This is a genomic window from Streptomyces sp. NBC_00466 (genome assembly GCF_041433995.1).
Taxonomy (GTDB): domain Bacteria; phylum Actinomycetota; class Actinomycetes; order Streptomycetales; family Streptomycetaceae; genus Streptomyces.
In genome coordinates, this window is the sequence record NZ_CP107896.1 from 4,350,178 (window position 1) to 4,364,937 (window position 14,760).

Annotated in this window: 11 protein-coding genes; 4 read left to right on the plus strand and 7 right to left on the minus strand. The window is 70.9% G+C overall.

All coding sequences use genetic code 11. The features are described 5' to 3' along the window. Positions 1 to 7: 7 nt before the first annotated feature. Positions 8 to 1,378 (minus strand): LCP family protein, encoded by a 1,371-nt coding sequence (locus OG210_RS19535; RefSeq protein WP_371537916.1) that lies wholly within the window; start codon positions 1,376 to 1,378, stop codon positions 8 to 10. A 193-nt stretch (positions 1,379 to 1,571) separates the two neighbouring features. Here OG210_RS19535 and OG210_RS19540 point away from each other — a divergent pair, with 193 nt between their 5' ends. Further along, positions 1,572 to 2,594, plus strand: a complete 1,023-nt coding sequence (locus OG210_RS19540; protein WP_328327213.1) for a glycosyltransferase family 2 protein — start codon at positions 1,572 to 1,574, stop codon at positions 2,592 to 2,594. A gap of 83 nt (positions 2,595 to 2,677) precedes the next feature. Here OG210_RS19540 and OG210_RS19545 read toward each other — a convergent pair whose 3' ends face one another. The 4 genes from OG210_RS19545 to OG210_RS19560 form a co-directional block, all read right to left on the minus strand. After that, positions 2,678 to 4,354: an LCP family protein gene (locus OG210_RS19545; RefSeq protein ID WP_328327211.1), complete on the minus strand. Its 1,677-nt coding sequence runs from the start codon at positions 4,352 to 4,354 to the stop codon at positions 2,678 to 2,680. Positions 4,355 to 4,402: 48 nt separating this feature from the next. Then, a complete protein-coding gene (locus OG210_RS19550) occupies positions 4,403 to 6,175 on the minus strand; it encodes an LCP family protein (RefSeq protein ID WP_328327209.1) in 1,773 nt (590 codons plus the stop codon). A 220-nt stretch (positions 6,176 to 6,395) separates the two neighbouring features. Further along, a complete protein-coding gene (locus OG210_RS19555) occupies positions 6,396 to 7,649 on the minus strand; it encodes an LCP family protein (RefSeq protein WP_328327207.1) in 1,254 nt (417 codons plus the stop codon). Between the two features lie 181 nt (positions 7,650 to 7,830). Beyond that, positions 7,831 to 8,586, minus strand: a complete 756-nt coding sequence (locus tag OG210_RS19560) for a TIGR03089 family protein (protein ID WP_328327205.1) — start codon at positions 8,584 to 8,586, stop codon at positions 7,831 to 7,833. 149 nt (positions 8,587 to 8,735) lie between these two features. Between OG210_RS19560 and OG210_RS19565 the strand changes: the two genes are divergently transcribed. From OG210_RS19565 to OG210_RS19575, 3 genes are all read left to right on the plus strand, one after another. Beyond that, on the plus strand, positions 8,736 to 10,196 hold the full coding sequence (locus tag OG210_RS19565; RefSeq protein WP_328327203.1) for an N-acetylmuramoyl-L-alanine amidase: 1,461 nt from the start codon (positions 8,736 to 8,738) through the stop codon (positions 10,194 to 10,196). Between the two features lie 131 nt (positions 10,197 to 10,327). Then, the gene (locus OG210_RS19570) at positions 10,328 to 11,410 is read left to right on the plus strand and encodes an NDP-sugar synthase (protein WP_328327202.1); all 1,083 of its coding nucleotides are present in this window, start codon (positions 10,328 to 10,330) and stop codon (positions 11,408 to 11,410) included. A 10-nt stretch (positions 11,411 to 11,420) separates the two neighbouring features. Next, positions 11,421 to 12,323 carry a DNA-3-methyladenine glycosylase 2 family protein gene (locus OG210_RS19575; protein WP_328327200.1) on the plus strand — a complete coding sequence of 301 codons (903 nt, stop codon included), beginning with the start codon at positions 11,421 to 11,423 and terminating at the stop codon, positions 12,321 to 12,323. Positions 12,324 to 12,446: 123 nt separating this feature from the next. Here OG210_RS19575 and OG210_RS19580 read toward each other — a convergent pair whose 3' ends face one another. Together OG210_RS19580 and cofD are read right to left on the minus strand one after the other, a co-directional pair. Continuing rightward, entirely contained in the window at positions 12,447 to 13,757 is a 1,311-nt protein-coding gene (locus tag OG210_RS19580; RefSeq protein WP_328327198.1) for a coenzyme F420-0:L-glutamate ligase, read from the minus strand. Further along, positions 13,754 to 14,710: a 2-phospho-L-lactate transferase gene (gene cofD / locus OG210_RS19585; protein ID WP_328327195.1), complete on the minus strand. Its 957-nt coding sequence runs from the start codon at positions 14,708 to 14,710 to the stop codon at positions 13,754 to 13,756. The genes OG210_RS19580 and cofD overlap by 4 nt, the downstream gene beginning before the upstream one ends. Positions 14,711 to 14,760 lie beyond the last annotated feature (50 nt).

Consider the following 14,760-nt stretch of genomic DNA (forward strand, 5'->3'; position numbering starts at 1 on the left):
CGGACCGCTACTTGCAGACCACCTGGTCGCCCGTGACCGCCGCGAACCTGCCCGGATCCGGCTCGTCCGCCCGGACCGGTGTCACCGTGGTGAAGTCCGACCCGAGCGTCACCTTCAGGGTGGAGCCGATCCCCGCCACCGACCGCAGCTCCGCGTGCGGCAGCGCCGCCGCCAGCGAGCGCACCGACCGGTTCCAGCGCGGGTCGTACTCGATGACCGTGCGCTCGGTGTCCGAAGCCGCCGGCCGGCCCGGGACCACGGCCGCGACCGATGAGAGGAAGCCGGTGGAGCGCAGGCTCTTGTCGGCGCGGGCGGCCAGACCGGCGGTCGATGTGCCGTTGGCCACCTGCACCCTGATCTGGCTGGGCGGCACGTCGACCTTCCGGGCCTTCGGCGCCGCCGACCGGTGCACCGCGATCGGCACGTCCTCGCGGATTTCCCTGAAGAGCTTCCCGGCCTTCACCGGGTCCCACTTCACCGTCGAGCCGATGCCCTTGACCCGGTAGTTCATCTGCCCGATGGGCACGGAGGTGAACTCCGACGACGCCGGCTTGAAGCCCCGCATCGCCTGCCCGATGGAGAGCATCTCGTCCGGGCCGAAGCCCTTGTCCGCCCGGACCGAGCCGAAGATCGTGGACGCGACATCGCGGAACTTGACCGGGTTCAGCAGCACACCGCTGCTGGTCGTCTTGGCGATGAGGGAGGCCATGAAGCGCTGCTGGCGCTGCATCCGGCCCAGGTCGGACGCCGCGTCGAGGTGACGGGAGCGTACGTACTGGAGCGCCTCGCCGCCGTTGAGCCTGCTGGATCCCACCGGCAGGTCGAGCCCGGTGTAGGCGTCCTTCAGCGGGCGGGCGGTGCAGATATCGACGCCGCCGAGCACATCCACCGTCTTCATGAAGCTCGTGAAGTCGACCTCCAGATAGTGGTTGATCTGGACGCCGGTCATCTTCTCCACGGTCTGCACCGTGAGCTGGGGGCCGCCCTGGGCGTACGCCGCGTTGAGCCGGACCGGGTGGGCGGGGTAGCGCTTCCTGGTGGCGGGGTCGGTGCGCGCGGGTACCACCGCGTAGCTGTCCCGCGGCAGGCTCACGACGCTCACCCTGGAGCGGTCCGCCGAGACGTGGACGAGCATGACCGTGTCGGTGCAGTGACAGGGGGCGCCGCCCAGGTGGTACTTCTGCTTCTCCGCCGGCGTGATCTTGTCGCGGCCGTCGGTGCCGACGAGGAGCACGTTCATACCGCGGCCCGGAGCGGGACGGTCCTTCATGTCCTTGAACGGGTCGATACGGCCGATGCCGTCCAGCTCACCGATGAGCGCGTGACCGATCCCACCTGCGCCCAGCACCAGGACGGACAGGGTGGTGATGATGCGCATACCCCAGCGGGGGCGGGGCGGACGGCGCGGCGGCGGCCTTCGGCGGCGGGGCGGGGGCACGGGGGAAACTGGGACACCTCCGCGGGGGACGGACAGGGGAAGCGACCACGCTAGGCCGCTGTGATCAACATCCCGGGTAGGCCACCCGGCCGACGCGCCCGGTGTCCCTCGTTCGCGGTAACGTGACCGTCCTATGGACGCCACGCACGCCACGCCCGCTGTTTCTGTGATCATGCCGGTCCTCAACGAGGAGCGGCATCTGCGCAACTCGGTCCGCCACATCCTGGAGCAGGAGTACGACGGCGAGATGGAGGTGGTGATCGCCATCGGCCCGTCGTCGGACCGCACCGAGGAGATCGCCGCCGAGCTGGTACGGGAGGACCCCCGGGTCCACACCGTGCCCAACCCCACCGGCCGTACGCCCGCCGCGCTGAACGCCGCCATCAAGGCGTCCAGGCACCCCGTCGTGGTGCGGGTCGACGGCCACGGAATGCTCTCGCCGAACTACATCGCCACCGCGGTCCGCCTCCTGGAGGAGACCGGCGCGATGAACGTCGGCGGGATCATGCACGCCGAGGGCGAGAACGCCTGGGAAGACGCGGTCGCCGCCGCGATGACCTCCAAGATCGGCGTCGGCAACGCGGCGTTCCACACCGGCGGCGAGGCCGGCCCCGCCGAGACCGTCTTCCTGGGGGTCTTCCGGCGCGAGGCGCTCGAGCAGCAGGGCGGGTACAACGAGGAGTTCATCCGCGCCCAGGACTGGGAGCTGAACTTCCGGATCCGCGAGGCCGGCGGCCTGATCTGGTTCTCGCCCGAGCTTCGCGTCCAGTACCGCCCGCGCCCCTCGGTCCGGGCGCTCGCCAAGCAGTACAAGGACTACGGCCGCTGGCGCCATGTCGTCGCCCGCTACCACGAGGGCTCGATCAACCTCCGTTACCTCGCCCCGCCGACCGCGGTCTGCGCGATCGCGGCGGGCATCGTGGTCGGCGCGGCCGTCACCCCGTGGGCCTTCCTGGTGCCCGCCGGCTATGTCGCGGCCATCGTGGCGGGCTCGCTGCCGGCCGGCAAGGGGCTCTCGCCGAAGGCGCGGGTGCAGATCCCGGTGGCCCTGGCCACCATGCACATGTGCTGGGGCTTCGGCTTCCTGACCAGCCCGCGCGCGCTGGCCCGCAAGGTCATCGCCAGCCGCCGCCCGGCGGTCCGCACCGCCGTCTGAGCGTGGCGAAAGGGCCGGTCCGGCCGCCGTGAGGCGGTCAGGACCGGCCCTTTCCCGTGTGTGCTCCGGCTTACGGACCCGGGCTACGAGGTCCAGGTGTACGCCGGGTCGACATGCATGCACGCCGACTTGTCGTCCCCGCGCAGCGCGTTGGCCGAGTCGGGCGTCTTCCCGTCGTCCCCCGCGGACTTGGGGTAGACCGTGCCCGTACGCCAGTCGCTTCCGATGACCACCGTGACCCCGGTGACCTGCGTGGACTTCGTCACGGACTTCAGCGGCACGCCCATGGCCTTCGCCACCGACTGGGCGTCGCCCTCCAGATCGGCGCTGGGGAAGAGCACCTCGGTCTTCTTCTGCGGGTCCAGCGTCTGATCGGCCACGGCGCGCGCGAAGCCCTGCCCGGTCAGCAGCGACGCGATCGAACCGGCCCGGCCCTTCGACGGCAGGCCGCCGTCGCCCCCCGTGCCGTTCCGCACGGTGATGCCGATCTCGCCCTTGGGCGCCGCCGGATCGGCGGAGACCTTCTCGGCGGGCTTCTTCTTCGCCCCCTTGCCGTCCAGCGGGGTGTCGTTCCTGACCATGGCGAACAGCTGGTCCGCGTCGCCCGCCTTCGGGTCGACCTTCTCCTCGAACCCGGGCCGTACGGAGTTCACATTCGGCATGGTCGTCATGGTGATCCGCGACGTCGGGACCTTCTGGAGCTCCTGGGCGAGGTCGTACAGCTTCTTGATGTCGCGGATCCCGTCGTCGACCTTGAGCGCGTTGGTCGCCGCCTCGGCGAGGTCCATGAGTTTGCCGGGGTCCGTGAGCTTGGTGCCCTCGCGCAGCCGGCGGACCATGGAATTCATGTACTCGTGCTGGGCCTTGGTCCGTACGACGTCGGTGTCCGGCCAGAATCCGTACCGCGTCCGCAGCCACTGGAGCGCCTGCTGCCCCTTGACCGACGTGGTGCCCTTCCTGAGCTTGAGCCCCGAGCCGTGGCCGTCGTGGGTGTGCGAGTACACATTGGCGTCCACACAGACCGGCACCCCGCCGATCGCGTCGGCCATGGAGACCACACCGGAGAAATCGATCCTCATGAAGTGGTCGATGTGGACGCCGGTGAGGGATTCCCAGGTGGCGACGGTGCAGCCGGCGCCGCCGCGGCTGAGCGACTCGTTGGCCAGGGTCCAGCCCGTCGCCGGATAGGTCTTGCCATTCTCATCCGTGCACTTGGGGATCTTCAGCACGGTGTCGCGCGGCAGGCTGACGACCGACATATTGCTGCGGTCGGCCGAGACGTGCAGCAGCATCTGCACATCCGCCAGGGGAGGGGAGCCGAAGGTGCTCTTGGCGCCGCCGAGCTTCTGGTTCTCCTTGGTGTCCCGCGCGTCCGAGCCGATCAGCAGGATGTTCAGCGGGGTCTGGCCCGCCGCGTTGGCTTTCGACTTCGGGGCTTCGTGGTCGCCGAGGTTGAGGGCGCTCTTCTGCAGATTTCCGTTCAGGTGGCGGTAGTAGAGATATCCCGCGCCCGCGGTGCCGATGATCAGCAGTGCCGCGGCGCCCGCCACCCAGCGGAGTATTCGGCGTTTCCCGCGCCGCGCGCGCCGTCGCGACGTCTGCTGCCGGTGGCTTCCGCCACCGCCCGCCGGGCCGCCGGCCGGGCCTTCAGGGGTCGGTCGGGCAGCCCCCCGCTTGTGCAGGCTGTCGTCCCGGCCGAGTTGACTCGCGCCCGGACGGCGAGGCCGAGTCCCCTCCCCCCGCGTCGTTCTCTGTCCCACCAGGTCCCCCCTGCTACTCAGGTATCGGTATCGCCCGGTGACCTGGCGTCACTTGGCGCACACACTCTTGTCGGCTTCGACCTTCTGTATGTCGGCCGGTGCCTTCGCCGGCGCCGTGATCGGCGTGCCGGCGGCCTTGAAGTCCGCCCCCAGGACCAGCGTCATCGGGGTGAGCCCGACGGAGTCCTTCGTGCCAGGCTTGAGCGCCGCCGCGGGCAGGCCCATGATGTCGGCGAGCTTGCGGGCCTGGTCCGCCTGGTTCGGCGCGTACGTGAGGGTCGTCTTGGAGAGGTCCGGCTTGTAGTTGCCGCCGTTCTCCGACTTCAGTACGCCCTCGGTGTTCTGCAGCCAGGTCAGCGTGGTCTGCGCCGATCCGGGCTGGGCCCCGCCGTTGAGCACCTTGACCCGGACGTCGGACGCGTTGGCCTGCTTCCCCTTGAGGAGCGCCTCCTGCTTGCTCGCGGCCGCGTCCTTCTTCTTCTTGACCTCGGTGAGCGAGACGTCGTCGCGCATCATCGCGAACAGCGGGTCCGCCTGCGTGGGGTTCACGACCACGGTGGCGTGGACCTTCTCCGCCGGGTTGTCGAGGACCGGCAGCGTGGTGAACGTGACGTTCTTCGGGTTCACCGCCTTCAGGTCCATCGCGAGGCTCTTGAGGTGGTCGATGCTCCCGATGCCGCTGTCGACGGTGAGCGCCTTGGTCGCGGCGTTCGCCAGGTCGTAGAGCTTGGAGGGGCTGGTGAGCGTGTCACCCGAAGTCATCTTGCGTATCAGCGAGGCCAGGAACTGCTGCTGCACCTTGATGCGGTCCAGGTCGCCCTGGTTGCCGAAGCTGTGCCGGGTCCTGACGAAGGCCAGCGCCTGCTCACCCTCGACCTTGGACTTCCCCGCCGGGAGCTTGAGATGCGACTCCTTGTCGTCCACGGGGTGCGCCACACAGACATCGACGCCACCCACCGCGGTGCTCAGCGTCTTGATGGCGTTGAAGTCGGCCATCATGAAGTGATCGACCGTCAGGCCTGTTATGGCCTTGACCGTCTTCATGGTGCAGCCGGGGTCGCGATCGTCCTGGCCCAGGCTGGTGTTGAAGCGGACCTGCGGCGTGCCGGGGATGGTCTTCATCGACCCGTCCGGCTGCTTGACCTGGCAGTCCGGGATGTCGGTGATCAGGTCGCGGGGGATGGAGAGCGCGGTCGCGTTCGTCCGGTCCTTGGAGACATGGAAGAGGATGTTCGTGTCGGCGTGGCCGACGCTCCCCTTGTCGCCGTAGCCCTCGTTGCCCTTGCCGGTGCGCTTGTCCGTACCGATCAGCAGGATGTTGACGGCCCGGTTCTTGGTGGAGCCCGAAGTGCCGCCGACCACATCGATCTTGTTGATGTTGTTGTTGAAGTGCTCGTAGAGCAGGTACGTGGCGACCGAGCCGCCGATGAGGACGAAGGCCGTCACACCGCCGGTCCACATCAGCGCCTTTTTCCTGCGCGACTTCTGCTGCTTGCGCTTCCGGCGGCCGGCCGCCGTCTGCGGCCCGCTCCCGGGACGGCCGTCCTGGCTGTTCCCCGCCCGGCGGCTGCGCTGCCCGGGCACGTCGCGGCGCGGTGACTGCGGCGGCGACTGCTGCTGCGAACGCCTGCCGGAGGACTGCTCGGGCAGCGAATCCCTGCGACGTGCGCGGCCGGAAGCGGAGTCGGAACTGGAAGCCGGTCTGTCCCCCGACTGCGGTCCGGAAGGGTTCAGTCGCAGTTCGTAATTGCCGGTTTCCGGGTTGAGCACCCACTGGTCTGCGGGGTCGATATCGTCCCGACCACGGCTATGCGCGTCCACGGTTGCCTGTGTCCTCCGTCGGTGCCACGCGAGGCGCCCTCCCCCCGGGCGCTCGGTCTTTCGTCCTGCAGTGCGCGACCACATGGCCGGACGCACCGGATCGCGTCACACTATCTGCCCGGATCAATGTCCAGCGACGTCCAGGTCACATTCCTTGGCGCTTACAACTGGGCATACCACCCAATCCACATGCCCTGCGGATACGGGTTTGAGAATTGTTTTACCCGCAGGCCGCGGCAGCCGCATTCGTCCCCGGGAAAGTGGCCTGCGGAGAGGGCGACGGTTTGCGCTTCCCGCCGGCGTCCGCCGTGCCCCCGGAGCGCTCCGCACCCGGGGTCCCCGCGGCGGTGCCGGTGCTGCCCTTGGTCACGGTGACCGGGGCGTCGTCACGGAGCCGCTTGAAGAGCCGGTCCGCATCCGGCTGCACGAGCTGGTCGCGGTCGCGGTTGGCCGTGTACGGCTCACGCGGCACCGTCAGGAACTGGACCCGGTGGGTGGGGATGTCGCGCATCCGGCGCGTCAGGTCGTACAGGTCCCTGAGGGTGTCCAGACCGGGGTCCGTCGTCAGCGACTTGGTCGCCGCGTCCAGCACCGGGTAGAGCCGCGTCGGGTTCAGCAGGACGCCGTTGCTCTGCACCTTCTTCACCAGCGAACCGAGGAACTCCTGCTGGCGCTGCATGCGTTCGGTGTCGCTGCCGTTGCCGATGGAGTGCCGGAGGCGTACGTATCCGAGCGCCTGCTCCCCGTTGAGCGTCTGGCGGCCCGCGGGCAGCTTGAGGTGGGCGTCCTTGTCGTTCACCGGCTTCTTGAGGCAGACCTCGACGCCGTCGACCGCATCGACCATGCCCTTGAAGCCGTTGAAGTCGACCACCATGTAGTGGTTGATCCGGACCCCGGTCATGTTCTCCACGGTGCGGACGGTGCAGGCGGTGCCGCCGAACTCGTACGCCCAGTTGAACTGCACGAACTGCTTCGGCGTACGGGTCTTGTCCGCCTTGATGCAGCTCGGCACGTGCGACATCAGGTCACGCGGCAGGGACACCGCCGTCGCGCTCTTCTTGTCCGCGGCGAGATGCAGCAGGATCGTGGTGTCGGAACGCTGCGACCCCTCGTCCCTGCCGTACTTCTTGTTGTCGCCCGAGCGCGAGTCGGACCCGATGAGCAAGATGTTCTCGGCGCCGGCCGCGACGGACGTGGGGCGCTCCCTGTCGTACGCGCGCAGCTCGGCGGTCGTGGTGTTGTCCGTCTTGATGTTGTGGTCGAGCTTGTTGTAGAACCACCAGCCGGCGCCCGCGGCGACGAGCACGACGAACGAGACTCCGAGGGCGGTCCAGCGCACCCAGTGCCGCTTGTGCCGCTCCGGCGGCTCGGGAGCGGCGTTCGACGGATCCGTGTCCTGGCCGTCCGTCTGCGGCTCGTCGTCCTGCGGCTCGTCGTCGGGCGTGCCAGCACTGTCGGTCACGTCTGCGTCCATCCTTCACGGAGTCGGCGACGCGCTGGGCCGCCGATCGACCGGGACAGACGGCTGAACCGCGCGCGTGGTTGTGCTCTCTCCAGATCATGTACCGGAGACCGCGCCGGTTCCTGGGGGCTCGTCCTGCGATGGGCCAGACGGGTGGCCCACCGGTTCCCGGCGGGCCTGCGACCCGCTCGCTTCAGTGCGCGACGGAGTGCGTGACCCGCTCGCTCTCGACGCGCTTTTCGAGGCCGCCGTCGGACAGCTGCCCGAGATTGCGGCACAGCACCACCGATGCGCCCGCCGCGAGCGGGGCGTAGAGACCGGTCGAGAGACCGTCCCAGCTGTCGTACGGCCGCCCCGACAGCAGCCGTGCGCCCGGGGCGAGTCCGACGCCCGCAGCGTCGTGCGTGGCCCGCTCCACCACCTGAGCGCCGGACAGCTCGGCCCCGCCGACCGCGAGCGCGGGCGCGTCCGGGTCGACCGGGGCGTACGGCGCGAAGCGGTCGCCCTGGCTGGGGACCTCGACCGCGTAGTCGGCGAAGCCGGCCGGCGGCTGCGGAAACCGGCCGCCGAGCGGGCGGAGCGCCAGCGCCACCCGCTCCCCGCCGCAGGCGCGCGCCTGCTCCAGGGTGTCGGGGCCGCTGACCACCAGGTCGGCTTTGGCCGGGTCGCCGCCGATGTCGGCGAGCACGCCCACCGACGAACAGGCGAGCAGCCATACGGCGCTCTGCCAGTGCGCCGGGAGCAGCAGAGCGAGCCGGTCGCCCGGCTCCGCCGACAGCTCGCCCTGGAGCAGATTCGCGGTCTTGGCCACCCAATTGGCGAAGGTCGCCACGGAAAGTTCGACGCGCTCGCCGGTCGCATCGTCGTAGAACGTGACGAGTGGGCGCGCCGGTTCCAGGGCGAGTGCGGATCGCAGCAGGTCGGCGGGGGTGTGGTTGCTGGCAGTCATGCGCGAAGCGTACGTCGCGGGGTGTGCCGGGACCGGCTGCCTCCGCGGATTCCACGGCCGTCCGGCTCCGCCGGTGAGCCGATGCGGCGTCAGTTGCGGGATGGACAGAGACAGGAGGGTATGTCCAAATCGTTGCTATGCGTGCTCCTATGACTGCCTCTGTGCTCTCCGCCTCGATTGCCGTGGCATGTGCCGCCGCGCTCGCCCTCCCGACCGCCGCACCGGCCGGCGCGACCACGCCCCGCGCCGACTCACCGGCCACGCCGTTCCCCGGCTCCACCCAGTCGCTGCGGCTCGACCAGGTCTCCGCCGACCGCTCGACGGACACCTCGGCCGTCGCCGGTCTGTCCAGGCAGAAGGTCAAACCGTTCTCGCTGGTCGGCGTGGTCTGGAACGACAAGAACGCCCACCTGAACGGCACCGTCCAGGTGCGGACCCGTCATGTGGGCTCCAAGGCCTGGACCGGCTGGCAGTCGGTCCAGGCCGAGAACGACGGCCACGCGCCCGACCCGGCCACGGCGGAGGCCGAGTCCTCGGCCGTGCGCGGCTCCACCGCCCCGCTCTGGGTGGGCAACTCGGACGCGGTCCAGGTCCGCGTACACGCCAAGGCGCCCGCCGGTGCCACCCGCGCCGCGGCCGACCCGCTTCCGAAGGGACTGCGGCTGGACCTCGTGGACCCGGGCCCGGACCCGCACCCGAGACCGGCCAGGCCGACGCCGACTGAGCCGACACCGGCCAAGCCTAAGCCGGGCAAGCCGACGCCGGCCAAGCCCAAGCCGACCGAGCCGACGGCAACCGACCCGACAGCAGCTGACCCGACGGCAGCCGATCCCACCGCGGCCGATCCCACCGCGGCCGACCCGACCGCGGCCGACCCCACGGCAGCCGACCCGAACACCGCCGGATCCCCGTCCGGCGACCAGGCCGCCCCCACCGAACTGCCCGCCCTCAGCAAAGACGCCACCGTGGCCGAGCTGGAGGCCACGGGTGCTAAGGCGGGCCCCTACGTCGCGCCCCGGCCGCGCATCGTCACCCGCGAGGGCTGGGGCGCCGACGAGAGCGTCCGCGAGTCCGCCTTCCGCTACACGGACACCGTGAAGGTCGCGTTCGTCCACCACACCGCGACGGGCAACGACTACTCGTGCGACGAGGCCCCCTCGCTGATGCGCAGCATCTACCGCTACCACGTGAAGAGCCTCGGCTGGCGGGACATCGGCTACAACTTCGTCATCGACAAGTGCGGCACCATCTACGAGGGCCGCGCGGGCGGGGTGACCAAGCCCGTGATGGGCGCCCACACCCTCGGGTTCAACTCCGACAGCACCGGCGTCGCCGTCCTCGGCACCTTCACCTCGACCGAACCGCCCGCCGCCGTCATCTCCGCGCTCTCCCGCTTCACGGCGTGGAAGCTCGGACTGACCGGCGCCGACCCGGCCGGGAAGACCACCCTGGTGTCCGGCGGCGGCAACCGCTTCCCGGAGGGCAGCACGGCGACGCTGGACGTGATCTCCGGACACCGTGACGGATTCTCCACCGAGTGCCCGGGAGCCCGCCTCTACGCGAAGCTCGACGAGATCCGCAGCGCAGCAGCCCGCGACCAGGGCCGCTGAGTCCCGGCAGGTCCCGTACGGCCTGCCCGCGACGGCAACTCCGTACGGCCTGCCCGTAACCGCGCTTCACCCGTCTGCATACACTGGCCAGCCGTTCAAGGCCCGCCCCAGCAGGAAGCAGAGACGTCAAGGTGACAGAAGCGATTCTCCTGGTCGGCGGCAAGGGCACGCGGCTGCGGCCGCTCACGGTCAACACACCCAAACCTATGGTCCCGGCGGCGGGAGTCCCGTTCCTCACCCACCAGCTCGTCCGCGCGCGGGCCGCCGGGATCGACCACATCGTGCTCGCCACGTCGTACCTCGCGGAGGTCTTCGAGCCGTACTTCGGCGACGGGTCCGCGCTGGGCCTGCACCTGGAGTACGTCACCGAGGAAGAACCGCTGGGCACGGGCGGCGCCATCCGCAACGTCGCCGAACGCCTGCACTCGGCGCCGGACGAGCCGGTCCTCATCTTCAACGGCGACATCCTCACCGGTCTGGACATCGAGGCCCTCGTCACCACTCACGAGACCTCGGGTGCGGACGTCTCCCTCCACCTCACGCGGGTGGAAGACCCGCGCGCCTTCGGGCTCGTCCCCACGGACGGGACGGGCCGGGTGACGGCCTTCCTGGAGAAACCGCAGACCCCCGAGGAGATCGTCACCGACCAGATCAACGCGGGCGCGTACGTCTTCACGCGCTCGGTCATCGACACCATCCCGGCCGGGCGCCCGGTCTCGGTGGAACGGGAGACCTTCCCCGGCCTGCTCGGCTCGGGCGCCCACCTCCAGGGCATGGTCGACTCCACGTACTGGCTCGACCTGGGCACCCCGCAGGCCTTCGTACGCGGCTCGGCCGACCTCGTACTCGGCCACGCCCCCTCCCCGGCCGTCCCGGGCCTCTGCGGCGACCGGCTGATCCTGGACACCGCCACGGTGGCCCCGGACGCCAAGGTGACGGGCGGCACCGTCATCGGTGCGGGCGCGGTCGTCGGTGAGGGCGCCAGGATCGACGGCAGCACGGTCCTCAACCACGCGGTCGTCGAGCCGGGCGCGGTCGTCACCGACTCGCTGATCGGGGCCGGTGCCCGGATCGGGGCCCGCTCGGTGCTGACCGGCGCGGTGGTCGGCGACGGCGCACGGGTGGGCGCGGACAACGAGCTGCGCGCCGGGATAAGGATCTGGTGCGGGGCCGTGCTGCCGGACGGTTCCGTGCGTTTCTCGTCGGACCAGTAGCCTCTACGGGGTGGCAGGACGTTTCATCGCCAGGGCCCCGGGCCCCCACTCCGCCGACCTCGCTCTGGTCCTCGGGGTGCTCCGCCGTGGCCCCTGGGACCCCACGTACCGGATGACGCCGGACGGTGCGGTGTGGCGGGCCAGCCGTACGCCGGAGGGGCCCGGCACACTCCGGATCACGGCGGACGGGGCGGAGGCCTGGGGCCCCGGCGCCGACTGGCTGCTCGCGGGGCTTCCCGGGCTGCTGGGCGAACTGGACGACCCGTCCGGTTTCGTACCGCGCCACCGGCTGGTCGCCGACGCCCACCGCCGCCGCCCCCACCTCAGGCTCTGCCGCACCGGTCTGGTCCTTGAGTCGCTGATCCCGTCGATCCTGGAGCAGAAGGTCACGGCCGACGAGGCGTACCGCGCCTGGCGCCGGCTGCTCCGCGCGTCCGGCACACCGGCGCCGGGCCCGGCGCCCGAGCACATGTACGTCATGCCCGATCCGCGCGGCTGGTCGCTCATCCCGTCCTGGGAGTGGCACCGCGCGGGCGTCGACAACAAGCGCGCGTCCACGATCCTGCGCGCGGTACGGGTGGCCCGCCGGCTGGAGGAGGCGACGGCGATGGCGCCCGCCGACGCGGCCCGCCGTCTGGAACTGATTCCCGGCATCGGCCCCTGGACCTCGGCGGAGACACTCCAGCGCGCCATTGGAGCACCGGACGCGGTCACGGTCGGCGACCTGCATCTGCCGGGCATCGTCGGCTACGCGCTGACGGGCCGCCGGGGCGTCGACGACGACGGGATGCTGGAACTCCTGGAACCGTACGCGGGCCAGCGCCACCGCGCGGTCCGGCTGATCCTGCTGACGGGCCGGGTACCGCAACGCCGCACCCCGAAGATGCCGCGGACGGACATCGCGCGGCTGTAACACCCTCTGGCCGGGCGGGCTTTCAAGCCCCTCCCAGCGGTGGCTGGGGGAGGCCGAGGAGCGGGGCCCGGGGCGGAGCCCCGAACAGGCGGCACCCCCGCACACACCCCCGCACCCGCCCCCTCACCGCACCGTGATGAACCCCTCCACGGCGCGCCCAGGACGCGCCACCGCGGGCGCGGCCGGGTGCCCGACCGCAACGGCCCCCATCGGCTCCCACTCCGCTGGCAGCGCCAGCACCTCCCGCACCACGTCCCGGCAGAACATCGTCGACGAGACCCAGGCGGACCCCAGCCGCTCACCCGCGAGCGCCACCAGGAAGTTCTGCACGCCCGCACCGGTGGCGACGGAGAACATCTCGCGCTCCGCCGCGTCCCGCCGGGCATCCCCGTACGTGTGCGAGCCGTCGAGCACCATGCAGGGCACCGCCAAGTACGGTGCCCTCCGCAGAACTTCACCGCGGCGCACCCGTTTGGCGATGGACTCCTCCGACTTGCCGTCGCGCCGCAGATCCGCGATCCACGCGTCCCGCATCGCGTCCAGCAGCCGGGTGCGCCCCGCCGCGGACTCCAGCAGGACGAAGCGCCACGGCGTCGTGTGGTGCGGGGCCGGGGCGGTGACCGCCGCCGCGACCGCCCGGCGCACCGCGCCCGGGTCCACCGGCTCGTCGGTGAAGTCGCGGATCGTACGCCGCTGGGTGACCGCTTCCCGTACCGCCTCGGACGTACCGAGCCGGAACATGTCGTCGGCGGCGACCCGCACCATGGCACGGGCGCCCCCGGCAGCGTCATCGCCGGCGCCGGATGGCGTGACGACGTGCGGCAGACCGCGTACCACCGCGACCGGCAGGCCCGCTGCCTTGCCCTTCACCAGGTCGCCCGCGGCGGCCAGTTCGTCGGCGGTGGCGACGACCGTGGCGCTCAGCGGGTTGCCGTGCGCGTCGGTGCCGCCGCGCAGATCGTCGAGGACCCGCACCCCGGCGGACCCGATCGCCACGTCGGTGAGGCCGTTGCGCCACGGCCGCCCGAAGGTGTCCGTGACGAGCACGCCCACCTCCACGCCCAGCGCGTCCCGCAGGCCCTCGCGGATCGCCCGCGCCGAACTGTCGGAGTCCTCGGGGAGCAACAGCACTGTGCCGGGCGGGGTGTTGGAGGCGTCGACCCCGGCTGCGGCCATCACCAGGCCCTGCCGGTTCTCGACGATACGGAGCGTGCCGCGCCGGGCCACCACCCGTACCGTCTCCGCGTCGATCGCCGCCTCGCGGTCCTCGGCCTGCACGATCCGGCCCTCTGCCTTGGAGACGATCTTGGAGGTGACGAGGACGACATCGCCGTCCGCCAGGTCGGGCGACGCGTTGGCGATCAGCTTGGCGAGGTCGTCGCCCTGGCGTACCTCGGGCAGTCCGGGCACTGCCCAGACACGGAAGGACGTCACGCTCTGACCTCTTCGGCCAGGGTGAGCGCCTCACGCGCCATCGCCGTGGTCGCGTCCAGGTCGGTCATCATCAGCGGCACGGCCCGGCAGCGGACCCCCGCCTCCTCGACCCGGGCCACGGACGCCGCGTCGACGGTATCGACCAGCCAGCCGTCCAGCAGGCCCGAACCGTAGTGCTCGGCCACCGCGGCCGCCGTCGATTCGACGCCGACGGCGGCGAGGACCTTGTCGGCCATCCCGCGCACGGGGGCGTCCCCGACGATGGGCGAGAGCCCGACGACCGGCACACCCGCGTCGGCGATGGCCTCACGGATACCAGGCACGGCGAGGATGGTGCCGACCGAGACCACCGGGTTGGACGGCGGGAAGATGACGATGTCGGCGGATGCGATGGCGTCGAGGACGCCCGGCGCGGGCTTCGCCTGGTCGGCGCCGACCGGCACGACGGCCGCGGCCTCGACCGACGCACGCAGCCGCACCCAGTACTCCTGGAAGTGAATGGCCTTGCGCTCGCCGTCGATGTCGACGGCCACATGCGTCTCGACCCGGTCGTCCGACATCGGGATGAGCCGCACACCCGGCTGCCACCGCTCGCACAGGGCCTCGGTGACGGCGCTCAGTGGATAGCCCGCGCCGAGCATCTGGGTACGGACGATATGCGTCGCGAAGTCACGGTCGCCGAGCCCGAACCACTCGGGTCCCACGCCGTACGCGGCGAGTTCGTCCTTGACGGTGAAGGACTCGTCGGTACGCCCCCAGCCCTGCTCCTCGTTGATGCCACCGCCGAGGGTGTACATCACCGTGTCGAGATCGGGGCAGACCTTCAGCCCGAACAGATGGATGTCGTCACCGGTGTTGCCGATGACAGTGATGTCCGCGTCAGGCGCGGCCTGCTTGAGGCCACGCAGGAATCGGGCACCACCGATGCCGCCGGCCAGAACCACAATGCGCATGCAGACAGTCTGTCAGGCGAAGCCTGATCGGTTGAGGGGTGGTGGCCGGG